The organism is Novosphingobium soli (assembly GCF_042432915.1).
In the GTDB taxonomy this organism is placed as follows: domain Bacteria; phylum Pseudomonadota; class Alphaproteobacteria; order Sphingomonadales; family Sphingomonadaceae; genus Novosphingobium; species Novosphingobium soli.
In genome coordinates this window covers 108,121-131,121 of sequence record NZ_JBHLWK010000013.1, presented here as the reverse complement: position 1 = coordinate 131,121, position 23,001 = coordinate 108,121, and the positions used below count along the sequence as shown (strand labels likewise).

Below are 23,001 nucleotides of genomic sequence, written 5' to 3'. Positions count from 1 at the left end.
TGCCTCGCGGGCGCACGGCCGCAATCGAGCAAGCGCTCGTCCCAAGACCCCGCGATGGCGACCAATTCTGTTCATTCACGCCCTGTTGTGACGCTACGCACCAGCCGGACTAGCGCAAAGGTACTAAGAATGAGTGTAGTTGTTGCCACTTCTCTCGTGGCAGCCCGCATCGCGCCGGCTGGCGGATTGGGGAAGACTCAAACGCTATCGAGTCTGGTTAACGCCTTGTCGAGCATCAGCAGCTGCCAGAGCAGTCGCGCATGGTCGGAGGTTCCGGCGATATGCGACTCCACCAGGCCGGAGAGCCGCCGCGTATCGAACCACCCGGTGCGGGCGAGCGCCGCCCCGCCCGCGATCTCGCGCGCGGTCTCTGCCAGCGGCCCGCGGAACCACTGCGCGATCGGCGTAACGAAACCTTGCTTGGGGCGATAGAGGATTTCGTCGGGCAGGAAGCGGCGCATCGCCTTCTTCATCAGCCACTTGCCCTGCCCCCCGCGCACGCGCATCGACTCTGGCAGACCGGCGGCGAATTCGACGAGACGATGGTCGAGCAGCGGTTCCCGCGCCTCCAGGCCCGCCGCCATGCTGGTCCGGTCCACCTTGGTGAGGATGTCTCCCGGCAACCAGACCTTGAGGTCGGCGTACTGGGCCCGGTCTAGGCCCGAGCGCGCCGGGGCGGAGCGCATCAGCGCGATGACCGGATCCTCCGCGCGGTAGCTTCCGCGCAGGCGCAGGAAATCGTCCGAGTACAGCGCCTCGCGCGCTTCCGGCGCCAGGTAGGCGATCGACCGCGCGTAACCCTGCGCCGAATCGCCGGCGAGCGAGAGCAGCGTGGACTTGGCCCGGAACATGCGGGGAGCCCAATCGGCCTTGGGATAGAGGTTGCCCAGCGTGCCGAACAGCGGAGCGCGTATCCGCTGGGGCACCAGAGCCCGCACCGTGTCCTCGCCATGCTGGAAGACGTGGCGGCGATAGCCGGCGAGCGCCTCGTCGGCGCCGTCGCCCGAGAGCGCGACCGTCACCGATTCGCGCGCCATCTTGCACACCCGCCAGGTCGGAAGCGCCGAGGCGTCCGCGAAGGGCTCGTCGAACAGCGCGGCCAGCTCGTCCACCGCATCGAAGTCTTCAGCCGACACCGTGCGTGCCGCGTGATCGGTGCCGAAGCGCTCCGCCACCTTGCGGGCATAGGCGCTTTCATCCAGCGTAGCCACGTCGAAGCCGATGGAGCAGGTCCGCACCGGGCGGCCGCTCGCCTCGGCCATCAGCGCGACCACGCTGGAGCTGTCCACCCCGCCCGACAGGAACGCCCCCAAAGGCACGTCCGCCACCATGCGCGAGGACACCGCCTGGCGCATCATGTGGAGCAGTTCGGCCTCCAGGTCTGCCGGTCGGCCCTTGTGCCTGTCTGCGAAGGACACGTCCCACCAGCGACGGGCGGGCGGCAGCGGCCCGCCGTGTTGCAGCAGCAGCGAATGCCCCGCGGGAAGCTTGCAGACTCCCTTCAGGATCGCCCGCTCGTCCGGAACGTAGCCCCATGTCAGGAAGTCCTCGACCGCCAGCGGGTCGATCTCGCGACGGAGCAGCGGGTGCGCCAAGAGCGCCTTCAGTTCCGAGCCGAAGGCCACGCTGCCGTCGCTCAGCGGCGCGTAGTAGAGCGGCTTCACCCCCAGGCGATCGCGCGCGAGGAACAGGCTGCGCGCTTCCAGGTCATAGATCGCAAAGGCGAACATGCCGTTGAGGCGGCGCAGGCAGTCCGGTCCCCACCGCTGCCAGGCCACCAGGATCACCTCGCTGTCGCCGTTGGTGCGGAACGCCGCTCCGAGCGTCTTCAACTCCTGCCGCAGCTCGCGGTAGTTGTAGATCTCGCCGTTGAAGACGAGCACGGCGCGCCCGTCCGCCGAGGCCATCGGCTGGGGCGAGCCGGCAAGGTCGATGATCGAAAGCCGCCGATGCCCCAGCGCCACGCCCGGCGCCGCCCAGACGCCGTGCCCGTCCGGCCCGCGGTGCGCGATGGCATCGCACATCGCCGCCACTCGCGCCGGGTCCACGGGCTTGGGCGTCTCCAGGTGATAGATTCCGGCGATCCCGCACATGAGGCTGGCGCTACCTGATCCGTGCCACGCCGTCGATCCATGGACCGAGCGGTCCGGACGCGGCACGAAAGGCGGAGATCGCGCCCGCGGCCGAGCCGGAGGGCCCGTCCTCGGCAGACAGGATCAGCATGGCGGTGGGCCGCGCGCGCAGCAGCAGGCGGTCGCGGACGACGGCGAGCTTGAGCCGCACGTTGCTGCCTGACAACAGGTCTCCGGTTCGATACCAGGTCACGGCGACCCGCTCCACGCGGCCGTCGCCCAGCAGCCTTTCGCTTCGTCCCGGCCCGACGGCGGGCCCGGCCGACTGCCAGGCCCAGGCGCTCTCCGGCATCAGTGCGCCTTGGCCGAAGCCGCCGGCCTCGCGGCCCTCGCCCTGCCCGGCGTAGAGCGCGAAGAAGACGTCGACGGTCCTGCCCTGCCCGTCCCGGTAGCGGCCGAGCAACCGGTGGTCGGCACCCTGCGCCCGCGGCTCCCACCAGATCGCCGGGCGGTAATCGACCCGCGTCCAGCCGGGCACGGGCGGAAGGGCAACCTGCGCGGGCATCGGGGCGTCGAGCGCGTCGGTCCCTGCCGCCCAGCCGCGCGCACCCGCCAGCACCATGGCGAGGCCGAGCAGAGCGGCACCGGCGGGAAGCGACCGAGCCTCCAGACGGCCGAGCAGGCGCGAGCGGGCGAGCGCCTCGGCATCGATCATCGGCGCATCCAGCGGGCGGTCGAAGAAGCGCCAGGCGCCGGCGATCACGAGGCCGAGCACGAGCGCGAAGAAGAACCACCCGTAGACGATATGGTCGAACCCCGCGGCGACCTCCACGCCGAAGATCTGCGCGGCGTAAATCGTGCCCCAAGCCCTGACGCCATTCGCCAGGACCGGCACCACGATGCAGGCCGCCATCATCGCGGCGCGGCGGCGCCACGCAAGGAAGCACACGTTGGCGGTCAGCGCCCCGAACGCCACCATGGCGATCAGGAACTTGACCCCGGAGCACGCCTCGGCAACCTCGAACAGCCCGGCGGGCGTGTCGATGAACACGCCGTCGATCTTGGCCGGTATGCCGCTGAGGCGCGTGAGGGCGATGGTGATGTCGGCCGTCACGATCTGCAGCGGCTTGACCAGCTCCTCGCCGGCTGGAACCAGGAAGACGAGATAGCAGAGCGGAAACAGCAGCCCCGCACTGACGCGCGGGCCCAGCAGCAGGGGCACGCAGGCCCCCAGCATGGCCACGACGCCGGCCTGCCGCGCGAGGTCGAGGCCGGACACCGCGCCCAGCAGCCACACGAAGGCCGCGCCCGCCACCAGCGGCAGCCCCGGCCACCAGGCGCGGGGCGAGAGGCGGGCGAGCTCGGCCCTGCGCTGCCATACCAGCCAGCCGAGGATCAGCGGCACCAGGACCACGTGATTGTAGGTGGAGATATCCCACCACTGGCGGGCCATCGTCGTCCAGTCGCCCAGGAAGCCGATGATGATCGCGATCCACGCCAGCGCCACCCTGAGCAGCGCCGCGCGCCAGGCAGCGGGAACTGCGCCGCGGGCGAACCGGGGCATGACCGGTACGGCGGCGCCCTCAGGCGGCATCGGTCAGGCTGTCCACGTCGATGCCAAGGAACTCCGGCAGGCGCGCCAGCGCGGCCGGCCAGCTGGCGTTCGCGACGATCCACGCGCGCGCGGCGTCCCCCATGAGCCGCGCCGTGCCGGGCGCGCTGGCGAGGTCGGCCACCGCCAGGGCCATCTTGCCGCCCGAATCGCGCACCGCGAAGTCGCGCCCGTCGAGCGCATCGATGCCGGTCGCCGCGCCGGGGGAGAGGACCACCGGCAGGCCCATGGCCATCGCCTCGAGCACCTTGTTCTGCACACCGCGGGCGATCTCCAGCGGCACCAGCGCCACGTCGGCGGCCTTGAGCCAGGGCCGGATGTCCGGCACCCGCCCCCAGACGTGGACTCCCTCCTCGCCATCTCGGGCGACCAACTCGCGCGGTGGATTGCGGCCGACGATGTGAAGGCTGGCGTTCGGGCACCGGGCCCGCACCAGCGGCAGCACCGCCTCGATCGCGCGCGTGGCCGCTTCGACATTGGGCGCGTAGTCCATCTGTCCGGTGAAGATCATGCGCGGGCCGGCACAAGCCAGCATCCGCGGCTCCGGCGCGACCGTGACCGGGTCGAAGTGGGCCGCGTCAAGCCCGTTCGCCATCGTCTGCACGCGCCCGCATTCCGCGGAAAGGCGGGACTGCAGCAGGGCCACCTCAGCCCTGCTGATCAGCAGCGTCGTCTCGAAGGTGGCGCAGATCCGGGCCTCCTCGGCACGAAGCAACCTCCCTTCGCGCCGTTCCATCCACGCGCGCCAGCCGCGCCCGCGGGCGGCATAGGCCTCGAACTTGGCCGAATCGACGTCCACCAGGTCGGCCACGCGGCGACCGCGGAAATCCTGAGGAACGTACTGAGCCATCTGCCCGGAGAAGACGTAGATCGCGTCGATCGCCCGGTGCGCCAGCACGTCGCGCACATAGGCATGCAGGCGAGCGTCGTGGAAGGCGGCGAGGCTGACCGGCCGGCCGCTGGCGAGCGCCTCCACCCCCGCCGCGCCGAGCGGTTTGCTGCGCTCCACCAGGCGGTAGCTTGCGGCCAGGGCCGCCAGTTCGGGTTCGCATTCCCGGTCGTGCGCGTCATCGGCGAAAGTCGCGACGTGGACCGGGGCGATCCGCGCCAGCGCCTTGAGCACGTTGTGCGAGCGGATCTTGTCGCCGCGGTCAGGCGGAAAGGGGATCCGGTGCGAGAGGAACAGGATCTCTCCCATCAGCCGATCCCGCGCGCGATCAGCGGGCCCACGCGGTTCGCCACGGCCAGCGGCAGGCGCTGCCAAGCCAGGACCTGCCGCGCCAGGCCGGAGCTGGTGGGATCGTCGTTACGCGGCGCGCTGCCCGGGGCGGTCCAGCGGGCATACGTCAGCGGCTCGGGCTCGAAGCCCCAGTTGCGCTTGAAATGATAGGCGCCGCTCAGAGTCTTCGACCGTCCGAAGTCAAAGCGGGTGCAGCCCCGCCGCCGGGCATGGAGCATGAGCGCATAGTACATGCGGTCGTTGGCCCGCAGTCGCCGCGCGGCGCTGGTCCCGCCGCCCCAGTACGGCATCACCGTTCCTCGGTGATAAAGGCTGATGACGCTCGCCACCGGCGCGCCCTGGTGGCGCACGGTCAGGATGTCGGCGTCGTGGCCGAAGGCGTCGAGCACCGCGTCCAGCAGCGCGCGGGGGAACACCGGTGTCCCCAGGTTACGGTAGCTTTCGCAGAACACGGCATAGTGCGCGGCGCGGTCGGCCGGTCCGGCGCCGATCTCGACGGCAAGGTCGGTGCTTAACGATCGCCGGACCTCGGCCCGCTGCTTGCGCGGGATCGCCAGGAGCTGTGCCTCGTCATCTTCCGCAAGGGCGCGTGCGAAGTTGCAGTGCGATTCGGTCCTGAGCGTCCAACCCTCCCCCTGCTGCGGCAGCAGGCCGCCGCGCAGTTCGATGGCGGTGCAGGACAGCCGCGAAGCCAGCTCCGCGACCGCCGCAAAGACGGCCGCGGCATCGGCGTCCTCAGTCGCCAGCATGCCGCCGCCGACGGCAAAACCCGTGGACGCCAGTAGCCGACCGAAGATCGGCGAATGGATCGCATCGAGCGGAAGGAAGGCGACGAGTTCGCCCGCCCGCTCCTGCACCAGGGCCAGCGCGCGGTTGCCGGTCGCCCGTGCCGCCGACACGAACCAGGCGGGCCGGTGGAAGGGCGTGCCCTGCGGGTGGCGGGCGATGAATGCTTCGATCCGGGCGAACTCGCCCGGATCGTCCAGATCCGCAAGCCTCACCCGCAGCGCCGCGGGTACAAAGGGCGCGTTCATGCCGCCAGTGCCAGCGGGGAGGCAAGCGCGCGGCCAGCTTCGCGCGCTGCCAGTTCGTCCATCCGGCCCCAGCGAAACGCGCCGAGCAGCCGGTCCAGCTTGCCCGCCATGGCCCGCAGCCGGGTGTAGTGGCGCAGGCGCGAACGCAGCGGGGCGCCAGTCACGCGCGGCTGGCCGGGATCGATCTCCCAGGGATGGAAGTAGAACACCGCCGGGCGCCCTTCGTCCCGGTTCACCTGCCGGATCGCCCAGCGCGAGAAGTGATAGGGGAGCACGCGGAAGAAGCCGCCCCCCCCGGCGGCCAGGCGCCGCCCTGCGAAATGCGCAGTGGTCACGGGAATCTCGACGAGGTCCTGTCCCGCCACGGGCCGGAAGGCGAAACGCGGTGCCTCGCGCCAGCCGTAGTGGTCGTGGGCCACGGGGGCGACGCTGGAGCTATAGGCGTACCCCTGCTCGGCCAGCACCTCGAAGGCCCAGGGCGTGCGGGCGTCGAGGGAGAAGCTGGGCGCGCGGTAGCCGGTGACCGGCAGCCCGGCCGCATCCTCGATCGTCTTGCGGGCGCGGGCGATATCGGCGGCGAACGCGGTCCGGCCGAGGCGAAACACCCGCTCGTGATCCCAGCCGTGGCTGGCGATCTCATGGCCGTGCGAGACGATGCGCCGAATCAACGCCGGATGACGATCCGCCACCCAGCCAAGCGTGAAGAAGGTCCCGCGCACGCCCGCATCGGCAAAGAGCTGGAGGATCTCGTCGCAGTTGCGTTCCACGCGGCTCGCCAGCGTGCCCCAGTCGGAGCGATCGATCACGGTTTCGAAGGCGCCCACCTGGAACCAATCCTCCACATCCACGGAGAGGCCGTTGATCGGTTCTTGCATAGGCCGGAACTCCGTCAGGCGACCTGCCGCGCGCCGTCGCCGCTCTCGATCCACTCGATGAGCATGGTGAGCGTGTGGCGCAGCGTGCGTTCGGTTTCCGCGAGCCGGGCCTCCAGCCGCTCCGCCCGGGCGTTCGCCTCCGCAAGCTGGGCCTGGAGCGCCGCTACGGCTTCGCTCTGTTCCTGCGCGGATGCAGCCCCGCGTTCCTCGGCCGCGGCGGCAAGCTCGACCACGGCCGACTGGAGCTCACCGATCTGCGCGTCGCGGTCGGCCAGCGCCGCCTCGATCAGCGCGACGGCTGCCGCGGTGTCGATGGCGTCTACCGGCGCCCCGGCGACGTGCTCCACCGTAGCCACCGCTTCCAGCGGGGCCGGCCCGGTCGGCTGAGGCTCCTCCGCCGGCGTCACGACGGCCAGCGCACCGTCGTCGCTCATCTCGGCGAGCACCTGCTGCAGCATCGCGACATCGATATGCTCGCGGCGGTCCACGGCGCCGAGCAGCAGCAGCCGGTTCACGAGCTGGTTGATGCGGCGCGGAATGCCGCCGGTCGCCTCGTGGATGGCGGGGAAGATCGCCGGGTCGAAGTCCGGATTGCCCTTCCAGCCGACGAGGCCGAGGCGATGCTCGATGTAGGGCTGCACCTCGCGGGTCTGCATCGCGCCCAGGTGATGGGTGGCGATCACCCGCTGGCGCAGCTGCTCGAGCCGGTTGCTCTCCAGCAGCGTCTCGCGGAACTCCGGTTGCCCGAGCAGCAGCGTCTGCAGCAGCGGGTGCGACCCCAGCTGGAAGTTGGAGAGCATGCGCAGCTCCTCCAGCGCGCTGACGGAGAGGTTCTGCGCCTCGTCGACGATCAGCAGGCAGCGCCGCCCGGCACGGGCCTCGTCGTGGAAGAAGGTCTCCAGCGCACCCAGCGCCGAGGCCTTGTCGTGACCGGCCACCTGCAGCCCGAAGGACTGCGCGACGACATGGACGATCTCCTCGCCGTCGAGCGCGCTGGTAACGACGTTGGCGGCGGTCATGCGTGCCGGGTCGATGGTCGCCATCAGGTAGGCCACCAGCGTGGACTTGCCCGCGCCGACCTCGCCGGTGATGACCACGAAGCCCTCGCCCTGCGCCAGGCCATACCCGAGGTAGGACAGCGCCTTGCGGTGCGTCGCGCTTTCAAAATAGAACGCCGGATCAGGAGTGAGCTGGAAAGGTCTTCCGTCGAGCCCGTAGAAATCGTCGAACATCGCCCTGTTCCCTTCAGAAGCTGTACCGCAGCCCGGCGAGCGCCGAGGCGCTCCACAGGTCGTCGATCGCCGGGCCATCGTAGGTCGAACCGTTGATACCGACCGCCACCGTACCACGCAGCCGGGGGGTGAACATGCGGTAGTAGCTTGCGGTTGCGCCGTAGCCGTTGAGATCGGCGAACAGCGGGTCGTTACTGCTGATCCAGTTCGCGTAACCGTTGACCGACCAGCCGGCGTCGCTACCCAGCTCTCCGCCCACGTAGGCGGCCAGCCAGTAGTTCTCGTCAACCACGCCGTTCGCCGTCGCCAGCACGGTGCCGCGCGCGGCGATGAACCGGCGGCGATCGTAGCCCAGGCCCAGCCCGGCGGAAAGGCGTCCGAACTGCAGCGTGTAGCTTGCCGAGACGCCGCGGGCGCGGAACGTCGCCGACCGGACCGAGCCGAGCGCACCCGACAGGCAGTTGCTACCCTCGAGCGAGGCCACGCAGCCGCGCAGGTCTCCGGTGATGGGATCGCGGACGACCTCGAAGTCGTCCGGCAAGTCGTCCAGCGCCCGGTTGAGCTGTCCGCCGAAGCCCGAGACGTTGTCGTAGACCGAGACGCTGAAGCGGCTGCGGTCGTCCGGCGCGTAGGCGAGCGTCCCGCCATAGCTGGTCGAGCCGTAGCGCCGCCCTACGTGGGCCGAGAGCGAGGTGCGCCGGCTCGGCCGCCACATCACGGCGACGTCCCAAAGCAGCCCGCTGACGTCGTAGGCGAGTTGGCGAGGTGCGGATTTGTCCGTCACGTAGCGACCGTCCGACCCGACTACGGGCAGCCCATTTGCATCGCGAACGGCGTCACGGCTGGAGATTTCGACATCCTCGTAGCCGATGGCGCCGACGACCCGGACCGTGCGGCTGACCGGAACCGTGACCATGGCGCGGGCCTGCATGTCGCGGGCGCGCTGATCGAGGTTGGCGATGTCCTCCTGGGAGAAGCTGCCCGCCGCTCCCACCCCCACCGGCAGCACCGTACCGGGAGCGAAGCCCGCCTGGACTTCGGCCGCCTGCACCGTGCTCTTGTCGAAGATGTCGGCGCCCCCGCCGGACACGGCAGGGGCATCGTCGTCCTGGTCCACCTTGGTGAAGCCCGCACGATAGCTGGCCGACACACTGAGGTCCCCCGCCCGGGTGGCCACCGAGGGTCCCGCATAGACGGAGTACACCGAGCTGCGGCCGTTCCCGGCGAGCGTCCCACCGACGAGCGCGCCGCCGCCATCCTCGACGTCGGCCTGGGTGGCGAGCGCACCGGCCTCGATCGTCACGCCCGGGGTAACGGTGGCATAGCCGCGCACCACGCCGGAAATGGCATCGCCGTCGCCGGCCCGCTTGCCCCAGCCGAACTGGCGCTGGTAGCGGATGGAGGCGGAGGCTCCATGGTTCCGGCCGGCGACCGAGGCGTCGACGCCCGCCGCCGCCTGCGTATAGGTCAATACGTCGTCGCCGGGGGAGAGCTCGGCCCCGACCACCTGGTTGAGCTCGATGTAGGGAGCGACCTCGATGCGCTTGCCGGCTTGCCCGCGACCGCGACCGGCGCGCTTGACCGCCCGGTCCGCCTGCCCGCGCTCGGGTGCGCTGGGCGCTGCTGAGGCGCCGCTACCCAGCCCCTCGTAGCCGATGGACTGCGCCCGGACCGCCGGCGATCCCGCGACCGCCAGCACGACGGCCGAGGCCAGTACGACCCAGCGGGGGGCGCTGCGCTGCTGCATCCCCCTCACCCCTTGTAGCCATAGTAGGAGCCGAAGCGGCGGCCCGTCGGGCTGAACTGCGCCGCGTTCAGCAGCAGCTGCACATTCGGACACGCGCCCAGCAGCGAGATCGCATCGTCGAGAGCGCTGCGCCCGGTCCTGTCGGCCCGGACGATGACCACCGCCTGCCCGACGTGCTTCGCCAGTTCGGCCGCGGGCGAGGCTGCGAGCGCCGGGGGCGAATCAAAGATCACCATGCGATGCGGCGCCCCCGCGGTCAGCCGGTCGAGCACGCGCGCGGTGCGCGAGGTGGACAGGTACTCGCTGTCATGGCTGCTCGCATCGCCCGCCGGCAGCACCGAGAGACCGGGAATGTCGGTCCCCAGCACGCAGTCGGCGACGTCGACCGTCTCGTCCATCAAAGCGTTCATCAGGCCCGGCCCGCCCGGAAGCCCCAGCGCCGACAGGATGGAGGGCTTGGCGAAATCCGCATCCACGAGCAGGACCTCGCTCTCCTTCTCCGCCGCGATCGACAGCGCGAGGTTGAGCGCGCAGTACGTCTTGCCCTCGCCCGGGTGAGGGGAGGAGATGAGGATGCGCTGCGCCTTGGGCCCGGCCTTCTGGCTTCTGAGGTCCGCCGCCTGCACCAGGAGCTGCCGCTTGACGATGCGGAACTCCTCCAGGAGCGCGGTGACCGTGCCCTCGGGAACGATCAGGCCCTGCTCGCGCAAGTGTTCGCGATCGACGGCATGCTCAGGGCCGTGGAACGAAGGCGGCAGCGGTTCGGCCGGCGTCGCCTCCGCAACCGGCAACGGGGAAGAAGACGGTGCCGCCGCCTCCGGTGCCTTCGACCGAGGAGCCGGCCTGCCCGCCGCCTCCGCCGCGAAGGCGTTCGGCATGGCGATCAGGCTGTTAAGGTCGTAGCGGTCCGTCGCGCGTTCGAAGAGCGATTCGCCCGCCGGCGCCTGCGGTTGTCTCGGAAGGGGGATCTTGCGGTGATCGATCATTCTTCCGGATTCCCTCAGGCCACCATGCCGCGCTGGATGAACTCGGCCGCGAGGAGCAGGACGAACAGGCCGCCCAGCGCCGCGCCGGCAGCGTAGAAGTACTTCAGGCGCTTGCGGCGCGAGGCCCGCGCGCGATCGGTCAGGTTGTGCGAGATGGCGCCGAGCACCGGTAGCCCGGTGGCGCGTTCGAGACCGCCCGCGGTGGTGAAGACGGAGCGCAGGCGGCCCAGCGCGAAGGCGGCGGCGCAGCCCCCCGCCAGCCCGGCCACGAGCACGCCGAGGAGGAGCACCGGCCGGTTGGGCGCGATCGGCGCGCGCGGCGTCGTCGGCGGGTCCACGACCTGGAACTTCACCGCCTCGCGCTCGGTCTTCACCTCGCCGCGCAGGCGCAGCTCCTCCCGGTCCTGCAGGAGCTTGTCGTACTGCTGACGCAGCACGTCGTAGTCGCGATTGATCCGCTGCGCCTGGGTGGCGAGTTCGGGGTCCTGGATCGCCGACGCGGTGAGCGACGCGATGTCGGACTGGAGCGCCGCCTTGCGGGATTGCAGCGCCTGGACGTTGGCCTGCCGCTCCGCGCGGATCGACTGGAGCGAGCTGTAGGCCGGGTTGACCGCGCCGCCACCGTTGGCCGCCTCCTGCGAGGCAGGCCCCCTGAGTGCGGCGATCTGGTTCCTTGCTGCGATCACGTCCGGGTGGTTGTCGGTAAGGCCCCGCGCGCGCATCCCGGCAAGTTCCGCCTGCGCCCGGGCCAGCGAGGACTGCGCGCCGCCATCACCGATCCCGGCGATGGTGCGCGGCGTGCCGCCCAGCTGGCCGTCGATCGCCGCCAGCGCGCTCTGCGCCGCGGCGAGGTCGGCCTCGATGTCGCGCAGGCTGGTCCGCGACGTCTCCAGCCGCTGGACGAGAGCCGCGCCGCCCAGCGCCATTTCCGGGTGGGATGCCTCGAAGGCCGTCCGCTCCGTTTCGGCCGCCTCCAGCTCACGCTCGCGCTGCTGGAGCTGCTGGTTCACGAACTCCAGCGTCTCCACCATCTCGCCGCGGTTACCCGAGAGGTTCTCCTCGCGGAAGATGTCGATCAGCTTCTGCGCCACGCTCTGCGCCAGGCTGGCGTTCTCGGCATCGGAAAAGGAGCTGTCGTTCGCCGTCGCGGTGATCTCGAACAGGTTGTCCTGCTGGCTTACGACCTTGACGTTGTTGCCCAGCTTGAGCACCGCGGCCTCCATCGCCTTCGGGTTCTCGATGGTGTCGCCCAGCCGGGTCGCCCGCACCACCTTCTCGAGGTTCACGGCGCTCGTCAGCGTCTGCCGGATCCGCTCGATGTCGCGCTTCTTGTCGGCCACGCCGATACCCACCTGTTCGGCCAGAGCATCGTCGAGCTGGAGGAAGATGCGCGCACGCGATTCGTAGGTGTTGGGCACCAAGGCGACGGCGAGCCAGCCGAGGAGGCAGATCGCCCAGGCGACGCCGAGCGCCAGCCAGCGCCGGTGCCAGACACTGTGCAAGGCGCTGAGCGCTTCCTCGTAGAGCGAGTCCATGCCGGTGCTGCGCTCAGAACATGCTTTCGGGGATGATGATCACGTCGCCCGGGCTCAGCATGACGTTCGCCTTGCTCTCGCCCTTCTTGAGGAGGTCGCCGAGGCGGAGGTTGTATTCCTTCTGCTGGCCGCTCGCCTTGTCGAAGCGGATCAGCCTGGCGCTGTTGCCCGCGGCGTATTCCGAGAGCCCGCCCACCGCGATCATCGCGTCGAGCACGGTCATGTTGGCGCGGTACGGGATCGAGGCCGGCTTCTCCGTGGCGCCGACGATGCGGATCTGCTGGCTGAACGTGCCGGAGAAGCCATCGACGATGACCGAGACCAGCGGATCCTCGATGTACTGGGAGAGCTGGAGGCGGATGTCCTGCGCCAACATCGACGGCGTCTTGCCGACCGCGGGCATGTCGCTGATCAAAGGGGTGGTGATGCGCCCGTCCGGCCGCACCTGCACCTTGGCGCCCAGTTCCGGATTGCGCCATACGAAGACCGTGAGCTGGTCCAGCGGGCCGATGACATAGTCCTCGCCCGGTCCTTCCTGCATGGCCACGAACGAGGCCGGGGGCAGCTCGGGTCCGGATGCCGAGCCCATGCAGCCCGTCAGCGCGACGCTGGCGAGCGTGACTCCGAGGAAAAGGGCGGAGCGGCGATGCGGCATGGACACTTCCCAATCTGCGCCCGTCCCGGCGCGCGCGAGACGCGCACCACCGGGCCTTGGCAAAACCAAGCGCCTATATTGGCTCGAAGGGTGAACAATGCGTTAGTCTTGTCGAGGCAATCGGCGGGCGGTCCCATATCGGGACGCCTGACGCACCAGCTCTTAAGCCCGCGTCAGACGAGCATCTCCGCCGCGGGCCCCTGCCCCAGGAAGTTCGCCGGGCTGGCGCTGGCACCATAGGCTCCCGCGCAGAACACGGCCACGAGGTCCCCTTCTTCGGAGCGCGGAAAGCCGCCCTTGTCGGCCAGCTTGTCCAGCGGGGTGCAGAGGCATCCGACGATCGAGGCCTCTTCCTCCACCGGCGCGTCGAAGCGCGTCGCGATGGCGGAGGGATAATTGCGCCGCACCACGGTGCCGAAGTTGCCCGACGCCGCAAGCTGGTGGTGAAGGCCGCCGTCGGTCACGAGGAAGACCTCGCCGTGGCTCACCTTGCGATCGACGATGCGGGCCAGGTAGACCCCGGCCTCGCCCACGAGATAGCGACCGAGCTCGATGCAGAACGCCGTCCCTTGCAGCGCATCGGGCAACGTCTCCAGCCGCTCGGCCAGCCGCGCTCCGACCTCCTTCAGATCGACCGGCGCATCGCCGGGGAAGTAGGGAATGCCCAGCCCGCCGCCGAGATTGCAGTGCGGCAATGGGGCCCCGCTCTCCTCAGCCAGACGCGCTGCGAGGGCCAGTGCCTGCGCCTGCGTATCCGCGATGGCCGCGGCATCGAGGGCCTGGCTCCCGGCGAAGATGTGGAAACCGCGCCAGTCCGCCCCTGCCCCGATGACGGCCCGCGCCAGGGCGGGCACCCGGTCGGCATCCACGCCGAAAGGCTTGGCCCCGCCGCCCATCTTCATGCCCGATCCCTTGAGATCGAATTCCGGATTGACCCGGATCGCCAGGCGGGGGCGTATCCCAAGGCGCTCCGCTACGGCTAGTGCGCGCCGGGCCTCGCCTTCCGATTCCAGGTTGAGCGTCACGCCCGCCACGATCGCCGCCTCCAGCTCCGCGTCCCGCTTGCCGGGGCCGGCGAAGCTGACGCGGTCGAGCGGCAAACCAGCCTCGCGCACGGTGGCGAGTTCCCCGCCCGAGGCGATGTCGAACCCGTCCACCAGCGTGCCCATCAGGCCAAGCAGCGGAACGAAGGGATTGGCCTTCACCGCATAGTGCAGCGCCACGCGCCCGGGTAGCGCCGCCCGCAATTCGGCCACGCGGCGGCGGACGTGGTCGGCGCTGTAGAGGAACAGCGGCGTGCCGCCCGCCTCCTCCACCCACTCGGTCACCGCGCGTCCGCCCACGGCGAGGACCCCGCCGAGCGACCCGTAGCCCGCCGGGACCGGACCCAGCGCCTTCATGCCGCGAACTCCGCGGCAAGCTCGGCGGCAAGGCCTGCGCGGTCGAGCTTGCCGTTCGGCCCGACCGGCATCGCCTCGCGCCAGTGGATGGCCTTGGGCTGCATGAAATTCGGCAGCTCCTGCATCAGCTTGCGCGGCAGCTCCGCAGCGGGGTCGGTGGCGGACGGCGCCGCCCTCACGACGAGGTGGACGGCCTGCCCCAGTCGCACGTCGGGCAGCCCCAGGGCCACCGCCTCGGCGACGAGCCCGGTCGCCAGCGCGGCCTCTTCGATCTCCTGCGGCGAAATGCGGTTGCCCGCGCTCTTGATCATCGCGTCGCGCCGCCCTAGGAAGTAGAGCAACCCGCCGGCCTCGCGCCGCACCCGGTCGCCGGACCACACGGCCGTGCCACCGTACCGCGAGGCCGCGGGCGCCGGTCGGTAGCGTTCGGCCGTGCGCTGTTCGTCCTGCCAGTATCCTTGCCCCACCAGCGGGCCGCAGTGGACCAGTTCCCCCTCCTCGCCATCCGCCGTGACCTCGCCGCGATCGTCGACGACCAGGATCTCGGCATGGGGAATGGCCGTGCCCATCGAGGTGGGATGGCTGTCGATCAGGTCGGGATCGAGGAAGGTGGAGCGGAAGGCTTCGGTCAGCCCGTACATCGCGAAGAGCCGCGCCTGCGGGAAGGTGGCACGCAGGCGGCGAACAAGGTCGACGGTGAGCGCGCCGCCACTGTTGGTGAGCCGGCGCAGGCGCGCCGCCGTCTCCGCGGGCCAGTCCAGCTCGCAGACCTGCACCCACAGCGGCGGGACCGCGGCGAGCGTGGTGATCCGGTGCTTCTCCACCGCCTTCATCAGGTCGCGCGGGACGAGGTAGTCGAGCGGCACCACGCAGCCCCCGGCGTGCCACGTGGAAAAGAGCTGGTTCTGCCCGTAGTCGAACGCAAGCGGCAGCACGGCCAGCGTCCGGTCGTCGCGCGCAAGGCCCAGGTACGCCGCGACGCTTTCGGCGCCGAGCCCCATGTTTGCGTGGCTGAGCATCACGCCCTTGGGCCGCCCGGTCGAGCCGCTGGTGTAGAGGATGGCGGCAAGCTCGTGCGGATCGGCTTCGGACGGCCCGAGTTCACCGTCCAGCCGGGCTGCCGCGGCGAGCGCCTCGTCCTCCGCGAGCAAGCGGCAACCTTCGGGAACATCGACGGCTTCAAGCGTGTTCAGCCGCGCTGCGGTCCCGATCAGCAGCGCGGCACCGCTGTCCGCCAGGATGTGGGCCACCTGCGCATGCTTGAGCAGCGGATTGACGGGAACATGCACGAGCCCCGCCCGCGCTGCTGCCAGCGGCATCAGGCAGGTCAGCTCTCCCTTGGCGGCCCAGGTCGCGATCCGGGCGCCGGTCTGCGGCACCTCCCGCACCAGCCACGCCGCGAGGCGGGAGACACGCTCTCTTAAGTCCTTCCAGCTAAGCACCCCTTCGCGCAGAACCAGCGCGTCGTCGTGGTCGTCCCCGCGCAGGGCCAGGTGGTCCAGCGGCAGGATGGGATTGGCGGCAAGGCCGGGCATGACGAAGGAATGGCTCCGCAGGTATGAGTGGCTCACAGGTCCGGATGACCTATCATCGCAGTCTTAAGGAAGTCCAATCGGATGACACGCTTGCGCGGCTGCTCTCCGACGATCGCCAGCAGAGCCCCTTCGACCGGCTGGCCTGGTTCGAGGCCCTTGCCGCGCACTGCGGACTGGACCCGCTGGTCATCAGCGCCATGGCCGACGGCGAGCATGCGATCCTGGCGCTTGAGGCCAGCGGACCGCGCGGGCACCTGCGCTCGCTGGCGAATTGGTACACGTTCCGCTGGCGTCCGCTGTTCTCTCGCCCCGCCTTGCTGGAGCCGATCGCCGCGGCGCTGCGCAGCCGCTCCCATCGGATCACACTCGCCGGCGTTCCGGACGAGGAGGGCAGCGCCACCGCGCTGGAGGCCGCGTTCCGCCGTGCCGGGTGGCTGGTCCGCCGGACGCGGTGCGACACCAATCACTACCTCACGGTCGGCGGGCGTCGCTGGGACGATTACCTGGACGCCCGCCCCGGCACGCTGCGCACGACGCTCAAGCGCAAGGCGGGCAAGGTTTCCACGCGCGTGCTCACGCGGTTCGATGCGGCGGCCTGGGCCGACTATGAGGAGATCTACGCCCAGAGCTGGAAGCCGCAGGAAGGAGCGCCGGCGTTCCTGCGTGCCTTCGCCGAGGCGGAAGGCGCGGCGGGGCGGCTGCGACTGGGGATCGCGCACAAGTCCGGCGAGCCGGATGGCCCGGCAATCGCCGCGCAGCTCTGGACCGTGGAGTCGGGCACCGCCTACATTCACAAGCTCGCCCACCGCGAGGCGGACACGGCGCTGTCCCCCGGTTCGGTCTTGACCGCGGCGCTGATGCGCCATGTGATCGAGCAGGACGGCGTGGAGGAGGTGGATTTCGGTACCGGCGATGACGGCTACAAGCGCGACTGGATGGAAGCCAGCCGCCCGCGATATCGCCTCCAGATGGTCCGCCCGCTGGCGCCGCGCAACTGGGGCATGCTCGCCCGCGCGGCTCTGCGCAGCCTTGCCGCGGCTGCGAAGCGCCGCTAGAGGCCGCGCGTCCAGAACAACGATCGCCGAGGGGCCATGCCAGACGACACCGACCTGCTGCTGCGCCGCATCCTGACGGATGTGCTCGGGCTCAAGCCGGGTCAGGCCGATGCCTTCGACGCCGGGACCGGGCTCTTCGGGCACCTGCCGGAGCTGGACTCGATGGCGGTGGCCGGTCTCCTCACCGAACTGGAGGACCGGCTGGACATCGTCATCGACGACGACGAGATCGAGGGCGAGATGCTCGAGACCTATGGCGGCCTGCGCAGCTTCGTCGAGGCCAAGCGCGCCGCCTGATGGGCCGCGGATGACCCCGTCGAGCTGGCCCTGCCCGCTCCCCGGCGGCGGCATCCGCGACGAAATGGCGCTGACGTTCGATGCCGGACGCCCGGTGCGCCTGCTGATCGTCCCGGCCCTCTTCGACGAGGGCAATCGCATGCGCCGCTTCACCGTCGAGGTGATGCGCCGCCTGGATGCCCGGGGCATCGACAGCTTCCTGCCCGACCTGCCCGGCTGCAACGAAAGCCTCCAGCGGCTGGAGCTGCAGGATCCCGCCGACTGGCTCGACGCGACGGCCGCGGCCGCCCGGCACTACGCCGCCACGCACGCGCTGGGCCTCCGCGGGGGCTGCCTGTTCACGCCCGCGCGCTTGCCCGCCATCCACTATGCGCCGGTCAAGGCGGCCGCGATCCTGCGGCAGATGGTGCGCGCGCGCATCCTCGCATCGCGGGAGGCGGGGCGCACGGAATCGCGCGAACACCTCGCCGAGGCGGCGTTGGCCCGCGGCATCGTCCTGGCCGGCTACCGGCTCGGCGCCGATTTCTATCGGCACTTCGAGGCCATGGCGCCCGCAGGGGGCGCAAAGCTCGTCGCGCAGGAGCAGGTCGGCGGCGCCGGCCTGTGGCTGCGGGCCGAGCCCGACGAGAATGCCGACCAGGCCAGCGCCCTCGCCGCCATCGTGGCCCAGGAGATCGCGGCGTGACCCGTCGGCACCTCACGTTCGACTGCGCGGGCGACCGGCTCGTCGGCACGCTGGACACGGCGAGCGGCCGCACGGCGCTGCTGGTGGTCTCGGGCGGCAACGAAGTGCGCGCCGGCGCCTGGAACGGACAGTCCCTCCTCGCCGCCCGGGTCGCCGAGGCGGGCCATCCCGTGCTGCGCTTCGACCGGCGCGGCGTGGGCGACAGCGAAGGCGCGAACCGCGGCTTTAGGGGCAGCGCCGCAGACATAGCGGCCGCCAGGAACGCCCTGCGCGCGCACTGCCCGCAGGTGGAGCGGATCGTCGGCTTCGGCAACTGCGATGCGGCCAGTTCTCTGATGCTGGCGAAGGGCGCCGGGCTCGACGCGCTGGTGCTCTCGAACCCTTGGACGCTTGAGGACGAGAGCGCCGCGGCTCCGTCTGCAGTGGTGCGCAGCCATTACCGCCGGCGCCTGGCCGACCCGGCCGCCATCGGCCGCCTGCTGACGGGGCGCGTGTCGTTCACGAAGCTGGCCCGCAGCCTGGCCGCGGCTGCCCGCCCTGCCCCGCACGCGATGCACGGGCTGGCGGCGGAGATCGCGGCGGGAATCGCCCACTTCCGCGGCCCCGTGCGCATCCTCGTCGCCGGACGCGACCGCACCGGGCAGACCTTTCTGGCGCGCTGGCCGCGGCATGACGCGCGCATCCGCAGCTTTGCCGAAGCCACCCACAGCTACGTCGAGCCGGAGGCGCAGGAATGGCTGGCAGCGCAAATGCTGGAGGCGCTGTCCTCCACCTGAGGCGGCGGGCCGCTCAGCGGCCCGCCATCCCGCGCCCCGACCTCAGTACTGCACCGTCTCCGTCACGCCGGCGAAGTGCTTGGCGGCCAGGTAGCGCTCCGCGTCGAGCGCGGCCATGCACCCGGTGCCCGCCGCCGTGATCGCCTGGCGGTAGACATGGTCGGACACGTCGCCCGCGGCGAACACGCCGGGGATGTCGGTTTTCGGCGTGCCGGGCTCGACGATGAGGTAGCCGGTCTCGTCCATCGCCAGCTTGCCCTTGAACAGCTCGGTCGCGGGCGCGTGGCCGATCGCAACGAAGGCGCCATCGGTAAGGATCTCACCCTGCTCGCCCGTCTCCGTGTCGATCAGGGCCAGGGCGCGCAGCTGGCCGTCCGCACCGGCCAGGAAGCGGTCGATCCGCTTGTTCCACAAGGTCGTGATCTTGGGGTGCGCGAACAGGCGGTCCTGCAGGATCTTCTCCGCCCGCAGCGAGTCCCGGCGATGGATCAGCACCACCTCGGTCGCGTGGTTGGTCAGATAGAGCGCCTCTTCCACCGCGGTGTTGCCGCCGCCGATCACCACCACCTTCTTGCCGCGATAGAAGAACCCGTCGCAGGTCGCGCAGGCGGAGACGCCCTTGCCGGACAGCTCCTGCTCGCCGGGCACGCCCAGCCACTTCGCCTGTGCGCCGGTGGCGATGACCAGCGTGTCGCCTTCATAGGTGTCCCCGGAATCGCCCTGCGCCACGAACACGTCGCCGGTGAGGTCCACGGAGGTGATCGTGTCCCACATCATGCGGGTGCCCACATGCTCGGCCTGGGCCTGCATTTCCTGCATCAGCCAGGGGCCCTGGATGACCTCGCGGAAGCCCGGGTAGTTCTCGACGTCGGTGGTGATGGTGAGCTGGCCGCCGGGCTGCAGCCCTTGCACCACGATCGGCTCCATCCCCGCGCGCGCACCGTAGATCGCGGCCGACAGCCCGGCCGGACCGGAACCGATGATGAGCATGCGGGTCTTGTGCGTGGTAGCCACGTGATTGCCTCCAGCGTGAAATCGTCGAGGCGCGAGATAGGCCCTGCTCCCCCGCTTTGCCAAGCACGCCGCGCTGCAAGCATTTATTTCATCCCCGCAAATCCGATCTGTCCGCAGGGCGCATTGACCTGGCGCGGGCCCCGCCCCATCCCATGGGCATGAAATCGCAGCTCGGCCCCACCTCGAACCGCTTCGTCTCGCAGCGCCTGCGCCTCAACTACGTCGACTGGGGCAATCCGGACGCGCCCCCCCTGATCCTGCAGCACGGCGGACGCGATCACTGCCGCAGCTGGGACTGGGTGGCGGAGGAACTGCGGCACGATTGGCACGTCATCTGCCCCGACCTGCGCGGCCACGGCGACAGCGAGTGGTCGCCCGAAGGGCACTACGGGATGGATGCCTTCGTCTACGATTTCGCGCAGCTGGTGCATACCTTGGGCAAGGAGCAGGTGACGATCATCGCCCACTCGCTCGGCGGCAACATCGCCACCCGCTACACCGGCCTCTATCCCGAACGCGTGGCCCGGTTCGTGAACATCGAGGGCCTCGGGCCTCCGCCGGCCATGCGGCGTGAGCAGGAGGCTCAGGGGGCGGGTCCTCGCCTGCGCCAGTGGATCGAGGACAAGCGCAAGGCCGCGGGTCGCAACGTGCGCAATTACCCCACCTTGCGCGACGCGTACCAGCGCATGAAGGAGGAGAACAGCTTCCTGACGGACGAGCAGGCGCGCCACCTCACCATCCACGGGGCGAGCCGCAACGAGGACGGCACCTGGAGCTGGAAGTTCGACAACTATCTGAACGTGTGGTCCGCCTCCGACCTGCCGACCGACCAGGTGACGGCGCTTTGGGAGGCGATCACCTGTCCGATGCTGCTGCTGTGGGGCAAAAACAGCTTCGCCTCCAGCCCCTCTGGCGACGGGCGCCTGGCGCATTTCCCCTCGGCCCGGCTGATCGAGTACGACGATGCAGGCCACTGGCTGCATCACGACCAGTTCGACCGTTTCATGAATGACGTGCGCGCCTTCCTGGCCTGAACGCCCACGTTCGCGCGATGCTGCGCCAGAGGCGGCGCAGGGGATGGCCTCAGCTTTCGACCAGGGCCGCCCGCAGCCGGTCGCGGCGGGCGGCGTCTGCGCCGAGCGCCTGCTCCAGGTAGCTGTCGACATCGCCGTGCCGCTCCTCGATCGCGGTCCAGGCGCTGTCCAGATAGGCCGGCTCCACGCCCATCAGCACGCGCAGCACGGCGTCTTCCAGCGGCCCGGTCATCGCCCGGATCGTCGCCGCGCCCGAGGCGATGCGCGCCTCGGGGTCGCCTGCGTCGTTGGTCATCAGGTAGTCGGCCATGATGTCGTCGCGATGGACGCCGAGAGCCGCATGCAGCATCGCCACCGCTATGCCGGTGCGATCCTTGCCGGCCATGCAGTGGACGAGGCTCGGTCCCCCGCCCATCTCCAAGCGTTCGAACCACGCGCGGATCATCGCCTGGAGCTCCGGGCGAAAGCAGATCCTGCCGTAGTTGCGCACCAGGCTCTCGCGCGTATCCTCCGCGGTGCGCTGGCGCGTGGTCTGCGCAGCTGCGACATGGGGCGCGTGGTGCAGCTCGGGGTCGCTGGCGAAGAACACCTCTGCCACGAAGCCCTGCGCCCGGCGGCAGGGATGGCGGTCTCGCTCGCGCGAGGTGCGCAGGTCGAACACGGACGCAAGCCCCAGGTCCGCGATGCGCGTCAGATCGGCATCGGTGGCGTCATGGTGCTGGCCCGACCGCCACACGGTACCGCGCCTGATGCGCCCGCCTCCGGCGACGGCGTAGCCGCCCGCGTCACGAAAGTTGTGGACGCCCTGGAGGGCGAGGACGCGATCGGTCATGCGGGCTCCCAGTCTCTTATCGCCATGTGGCGCATAAGGACTACCCCTTCGCACGCGATCGCGACAGGGTTATCGGGAACGCCCCCACGACGAACGCCCCCGAGACGAACGCAGGCGCGGTGGACTGGACGCCGTTCAGGCTGAGCCGCTGCAGAGACGGGGCAGCGCCGTCCCAGGACGAGAGCTGGGCGCGTCGGCGAAGACCCTGGCAGACCGTACAACCGAAAGACGTAGGCCGTCCCGTTCAGGTCAGGAGAAAGAAGCCCAGGCAAGCCCAACAGGCCATGCAGAGCAGGATGGCGATGATCAGCCCGCGGCCGTCATGTTCTTCCCCGCTCCCCATGCGCTGTGCGGCGTAGACCATGCCTGCGGGCATACGGGCGAGATGGCCCCGCTCCATGCCGCGCTCAAAGCGGATGATGTTGTCGTCTGCGACCTTCATACTGCATCCTCAATCGTCGGAACGTTTCACCGGTGCTTTCGCGCCGTTCGCCCTGATCAATCCCCCGGGAGAAGCACCTGTTGGCGTCTTCACCCGCTATGCAATTACATAGCAGAGCCGAACTTAATGTTCCAGAATATCCGTTTCGGATCACATCATTTTAATCGACGCCCTTAGACACTCGATTGCAGCCTCGTTAGGCGCAACATCGTTGCGTCCGCCCCCGGCAAAGGCAGCACCGTGCCGCACTGCGGGAGTGACGCGGATGGGTCCTGAAACCGATAGTTAGGTCGTCGTTGCGATCTCGCGAAGTCACCTCTTTGCCGCAGGGCGGCATAGGACCAACTGACGTCAGCCGATCGTCACCGCTCCCGGACGGCACGCGCGGGCCAGCCCATCCTGCGCCCGGCCAGCATCGCTCGAAGCCTCGTGGCGTGGCTCCGATTCGCTGCCTGGGACGCCAGGTCACGGGGTTGTCCCCGAGGGCGCAGGCTCCTAAGCTGCGGGACATGCCAGCCCCGCCGCGCCTCAAGATCAAGATCCAGATCCATTGCGAAGATGAAATTGCGATCGGCCCCGGCAAGGCGGATCTGCTGGAGGCGATCCGGCGCCATGGCTCGATCTCCGCCGCCGGACGCGCGATGGACATGAGCTATCGGCGCGCGTGGCTGCTGGTGGACACCATGAACCGCTGCTGGGACGGTCCTCTGGTGCAGACCTCTCCCGGTCGCTCGGCGACGAGCGGCGCGCGCCTGACGGAGCTTGGGGAGCAAGTCCTGGCCCACTACCGGACTCTCCAGGACGACATCGTCCGCGCCGCTCACGGGGCCGATTACGACGCCCTCGCCAAGCGCCTGCGGAGCGTGCCGCGTAGCAGTCAGAAGGACTGATCCCACCCACGCGACCGCCCCGGGCGGGCGCTTGCAATGCACCCCGTTCGATA

General features: G+C 70.1%; 21 protein-coding genes. 6 read left to right on the top strand and 15 right to left on the bottom strand.

Annotated features, from left to right (window positions below; translation table 11 throughout):
- Positions 1-197: 197 nt before the first annotated feature.
- The 12 genes from ACFFJC_RS11165 to ACFFJC_RS11110 form a co-directional block, all read right to left on the bottom strand.
- Positions 198-2,093, bottom strand: a complete 1,896-nt coding sequence (locus tag ACFFJC_RS11165) for an XrtA/PEP-CTERM system amidotransferase (protein ID WP_379487585.1) — start codon at positions 2,091-2,093, stop codon at positions 198-200.
- Positions 2,094-2,103: 10 nt separating this feature from the next.
- A complete protein-coding gene (gene xrtA, locus ACFFJC_RS11160; protein ID WP_379487584.1) occupies positions 2,104-3,636 on the bottom strand; it encodes an exosortase A in 1,533 nt (510 codons plus the stop codon).
- A gap of 19 nt (positions 3,637-3,655) precedes the next feature.
- Positions 3,656-4,882, bottom strand: coding sequence for a TIGR03087 family PEP-CTERM/XrtA system glycosyltransferase (locus tag ACFFJC_RS11155; protein WP_379487583.1), 1,227 nt, complete (start codon positions 4,880-4,882; stop codon positions 3,656-3,658).
- Positions 4,882-5,958, bottom strand: a complete 1,077-nt coding sequence (locus tag ACFFJC_RS11150; RefSeq protein WP_379487582.1) for a FemAB family XrtA/PEP-CTERM system-associated protein — start codon at positions 5,956-5,958, stop codon at positions 4,882-4,884. The genes ACFFJC_RS11155 and ACFFJC_RS11150 overlap by 1 nt, the downstream gene beginning before the upstream one ends.
- Entirely contained in the window at positions 5,955-6,833 is an 879-nt protein-coding gene (locus ACFFJC_RS11145; protein WP_379487581.1) for an XrtA system polysaccharide deacetylase, read from the bottom strand. The genes ACFFJC_RS11150 and ACFFJC_RS11145 overlap by 4 nt, the downstream gene beginning before the upstream one ends.
- A 14-nt stretch (positions 6,834-6,847) precedes the next feature.
- Entirely contained in the window at positions 6,848-8,065 is a 1,218-nt protein-coding gene (locus ACFFJC_RS11140) for an XrtA/PEP-CTERM system-associated ATPase (RefSeq protein ID WP_379487580.1), read from the bottom strand.
- A gap of 13 nt (positions 8,066-8,078) precedes the next feature.
- Positions 8,079-9,812 carry a preprotein translocase subunit YajC gene (locus ACFFJC_RS11135; protein WP_379487579.1) on the bottom strand — a complete coding sequence of 578 codons (1,734 nt, stop codon included), beginning with the start codon at positions 9,810-9,812 and terminating at the stop codon, positions 8,079-8,081.
- Positions 9,813-9,817: 5 nt separating this feature from the next.
- Entirely contained in the window at positions 9,818-10,798 is a 981-nt protein-coding gene (locus ACFFJC_RS11130; protein WP_379487578.1) for a P-loop NTPase family protein, read from the bottom strand.
- Between the two features lie 14 nt (positions 10,799-10,812).
- A complete protein-coding gene (locus tag ACFFJC_RS11125; RefSeq protein WP_379487577.1) occupies positions 10,813-12,333 on the bottom strand; it encodes an XrtA system polysaccharide chain length determinant in 1,521 nt (506 codons plus the stop codon).
- Between the two features lie 13 nt (positions 12,334-12,346).
- Entirely contained in the window at positions 12,347-12,988 is a 642-nt protein-coding gene (locus ACFFJC_RS11120) for an XrtA/PEP-CTERM system exopolysaccharide export protein (protein WP_379487576.1), read from the bottom strand.
- A gap of 173 nt (positions 12,989-13,161) precedes the next feature.
- On the bottom strand, positions 13,162-14,388 hold the full coding sequence (locus ACFFJC_RS11115; protein ID WP_379487575.1) for a pyridoxal-dependent decarboxylase, exosortase A system-associated: 1,227 nt from the start codon (positions 14,386-14,388) through the stop codon (positions 13,162-13,164).
- The gene (locus tag ACFFJC_RS11110; protein ID WP_379487754.1) at positions 14,385-15,923 is read right to left on the bottom strand and encodes an acyl-CoA ligase (AMP-forming), exosortase A system-associated; all 1,539 of its coding nucleotides are present in this window, start codon (positions 15,921-15,923) and stop codon (positions 14,385-14,387) included. Before ACFFJC_RS11110 ends, ACFFJC_RS11115 begins: the two co-directional genes overlap by 4 nt.
- Before the next feature lie 44 nt (positions 15,924-15,967).
- Between ACFFJC_RS11110 and ACFFJC_RS11105 the strand changes: the two genes are divergently transcribed.
- The 4 genes from ACFFJC_RS11105 to ACFFJC_RS11090 are packed head-to-tail and all read left to right on the top strand — an operon-like array spanning position 15,968 to position 18,736.
- On the top strand, positions 15,968-16,978 hold the full coding sequence (locus tag ACFFJC_RS11105; RefSeq protein ID WP_379487574.1) for a GNAT family N-acetyltransferase: 1,011 nt from the start codon (positions 15,968-15,970) through the stop codon (positions 16,976-16,978).
- Positions 16,979-17,014: 36 nt separating this feature from the next.
- A complete protein-coding gene (locus tag ACFFJC_RS11100) occupies positions 17,015-17,275 on the top strand; it encodes an acyl carrier protein (RefSeq protein ID WP_379487573.1) in 261 nt (86 codons plus the stop codon).
- 10 nt (positions 17,276-17,285) lie between these two features.
- Positions 17,286-17,960, top strand: a complete 675-nt coding sequence (locus tag ACFFJC_RS11095; RefSeq protein WP_379487572.1) for an alpha/beta hydrolase family protein — start codon at positions 17,286-17,288, stop codon at positions 17,958-17,960.
- The gene (locus ACFFJC_RS11090; RefSeq protein ID WP_379487571.1) at positions 17,957-18,736 is read left to right on the top strand and encodes a hydrolase 1, exosortase A system-associated; all 780 of its coding nucleotides are present in this window, start codon (positions 17,957-17,959) and stop codon (positions 18,734-18,736) included. Before ACFFJC_RS11095 ends, ACFFJC_RS11090 begins: the two co-directional genes overlap by 4 nt.
- 42 nt (positions 18,737-18,778) lie before the next feature.
- Here ACFFJC_RS11090 and trxB read toward each other — a convergent pair whose 3' ends face one another.
- Entirely contained in the window at positions 18,779-19,750 is a 972-nt protein-coding gene (gene trxB / locus ACFFJC_RS11085) for a thioredoxin-disulfide reductase (RefSeq protein ID WP_379487570.1), read from the bottom strand.
- Positions 19,751-19,908: 158 nt separating this feature from the next.
- Here trxB and ACFFJC_RS11080 point away from each other — a divergent pair, with 158 nt between their 5' ends.
- Complete coding sequence (locus tag ACFFJC_RS11080) at positions 19,909-20,784, top strand: alpha/beta fold hydrolase (protein WP_379487569.1); 876 nt, start codon at positions 19,909-19,911, stop codon at positions 20,782-20,784.
- A 49-nt stretch (positions 20,785-20,833) separates the two neighbouring features.
- On the opposite strand, the gene ACFFJC_RS11075 is transcribed toward ACFFJC_RS11080, so the two are convergent.
- Together ACFFJC_RS11075 and ACFFJC_RS11070 are read right to left on the bottom strand one after the other, a co-directional pair.
- Positions 20,834-21,616, bottom strand: coding sequence for a tyrosine-protein phosphatase (locus tag ACFFJC_RS11075; RefSeq protein ID WP_379487568.1), 783 nt, complete (start codon positions 21,614-21,616; stop codon positions 20,834-20,836).
- Between the two features lie 244 nt (positions 21,617-21,860).
- A complete protein-coding gene (locus tag ACFFJC_RS11070) occupies positions 21,861-22,058 on the bottom strand; it encodes a hypothetical protein (protein WP_379487567.1) in 198 nt (65 codons plus the stop codon).
- A gap of 509 nt (positions 22,059-22,567) precedes the next feature.
- Here ACFFJC_RS11070 and ACFFJC_RS11065 point away from each other — a divergent pair.
- Positions 22,568-22,948 (top strand): winged helix-turn-helix domain-containing protein, encoded by a 381-nt coding sequence (locus ACFFJC_RS11065; RefSeq protein WP_379487566.1) that lies wholly within the window; start codon positions 22,568-22,570, stop codon positions 22,946-22,948.
- Positions 22,949-23,001: the final 53 nt, after the last annotated feature.